The 1,918-nt window shown below is 63.9% G+C and carries 3 protein-coding genes; 2 read left to right on the top strand and 1 reads right to left on the bottom strand.

The window, feature by feature from the left end; translation table 11 throughout:
- Nucleotides 1–122 precede the first annotated feature (122 nt).
- Both ACWEKS_RS49170 and ACWEKS_RS49175 read left to right on the top strand, forming a co-directional pair.
- Nucleotides 123–605, top strand: a complete 483-nt coding sequence (locus ACWEKS_RS49170) for a hypothetical protein (protein WP_452346580.1) — start codon at nt 123–125, stop codon at nt 603–605.
- Nucleotides 606–877: 272 nt separating this feature from the next.
- On the top strand, nt 878–1,156 hold the full coding sequence (locus ACWEKS_RS49175) for a GreA/GreB family elongation factor (protein ID WP_452346581.1): 279 nt from the start codon (nt 878–880) through the stop codon (nt 1,154–1,156).
- Nucleotides 1,157–1,703: 547 nt separating this feature from the next.
- Here the strand turns inward: ACWEKS_RS49175 and ACWEKS_RS49180 are convergent.
- Nucleotides 1,704–1,918: hypothetical protein (locus tag ACWEKS_RS49180; protein ID WP_452346582.1), on the bottom strand; the 215-nt coding region annotated here is incomplete at its 5' end.

Genomic DNA, 1,918 nt, shown 5'->3' on the forward strand with positions numbered 1-1,918 from the left:
TCTCATGGCTTGCCTCCCACCGGGTGCCGTGCGGGAGTGGCTGGAAAGGGGTCTGCCCGGCTCGAAGTAGCGGTGCCCTCCTCGCACGGACACCACAACACTGCGATCGAGGGAGGACGCCGGTGACCGTCATCATCGGAATGGATCCACACAAACGCTCGGCCACCATCGAAATCATCGATCCGGCAGGCCATGTCCTGGCCGCCGGCAGATACGGCACCGACACCGTCGGCTATACCGAGATGCTCACCACTGCACAGCAATTCACTGACAGGGTCTGGGCGGTCGAGGGCTGCAACGGCATCGGCCGCCAGGCCGTCGTCCAACTACGCCACCCCACCGACGGGCGCGTCTACTACGACGGCCGGCGAGCGGGCGGGAAGACCTCGAAGGAAGCGATGCGCGCACTCAAACGCCGACTTTCCAACACCGTCTACAAACGCATGCTCAACGACCAGCTGCAACGCGAGTCAGCAGGCCCGGGAGGGCAATCGGGAACGACTATTGACTCCAGCGCGACCGGGCTTCAACCCGCACCCGATCCTTCGGACAAGCCACCCGGACCCACCAACCAGGCTAACCCCACACCCACATCCCAGTCTTGACCTAAAGGGGAGCCAGTAGCGGACGTTCTGCGCCGCAGCGGGTTCCGACCGCCGGCGCCTCGCGCTGGCCGGTTCGGTCAGCGCGGTATGCGGCAGTAGCGGATGTTCGGCACCGCAGTGAGTTCGGTCCTCCGATCGCGCCAGTCCGCTCGGTCAGACCTCCTCGAGCCGGCAGCAAGTCCCGGAATTCGATTGAAACGGTATCGGCAAATCACGAGATACCAAGGCGGGCAAGGCTAATCCGAGCCTGCCCACCTACGGAAAGGCGGAGAGTGAACCTCCTCCCCAAGACCAAGATCGTGCTCGTCGGGTCGGGCCTCATCCTGACCAAGGTCAACGAGGATGGCACCACCTCTCGCCATTTTGACGGCACGATGGCAATGCAGTTCCGCTACACGATCGTGCCTGACAGCGAAGCTGATGCGATCTCAGACAGGTACTCGGAAAGCCTGCCCGCGAGCCAGGCTCTCTTGGGGCACCTGGTTGGCGACATCGTCGAAACCACAATCGATAACATGCCGATCCGCGTGCGAGTGCAGAGCATCGATTGACGGGCGGGCGGGCGGCGCTGCGGTCCGCGCCTCGACCATTCGAGGAGGACCGCCATCCACGACCGCCCGCTGGATCCGGCTGTACCGATGACGCAGCGCAGCAACAAGCAGGCGGCCCATCGCGCCTGTAACCGGGCCAAGTCCGATCGGATGCCCGACAAGGCCGGCGCGACCGTCCGGTCTTCGTGACCGCCCGGACTTGGTGAGTATGCGGCTGGCCGGTTCGGTCAGCGCGGGTCGCGGCAGAAGAGTGCGTTCACCTGACGCGACCTGGCTGGCGGGTGCGGTGCGCAAGTCCGTGCGCTGGTTGTTCAGGTTACGGGGGACCTTCAGCCGGAACAGTGCCCCGAAAAATAGGGGCACATGATTTGAAATGCGAATGCTTCACAGTCGGTAGCCTCGGGGACCTCTACACCTACCCAGTTGGGGGAATTACGTTGTCCAAGTTCGACACTCGAACGAAGCTTCGCGCATCACTCGCCGCCGCTGTGCTTTTCACCGGACTGGCCGCAGCCAAGGGCGCAGCCGTCGCTACACCGATCACCGTTCAACCCGTCGCAACGACCGGGTCTTCGAGCCAGCTCGCGACGGGGTCGTCGGACATAGGGCAGGTGCTCGGCAGGATGGTCAGCGTCTTCCTCGCTTGCGGCCGCCTGGACTTCTGCGGCGTCGCGCACGGATAGTTGAGATTTCCGCTGGAATTCGGCTTCCGATCCTTTTCTCCGTCACCGCAACCTCCCGCAGCGAATTCTCCTGTGGGAG

It is taken from the genome of Nocardia sp. NPDC004711 (genome assembly GCF_053601595.1).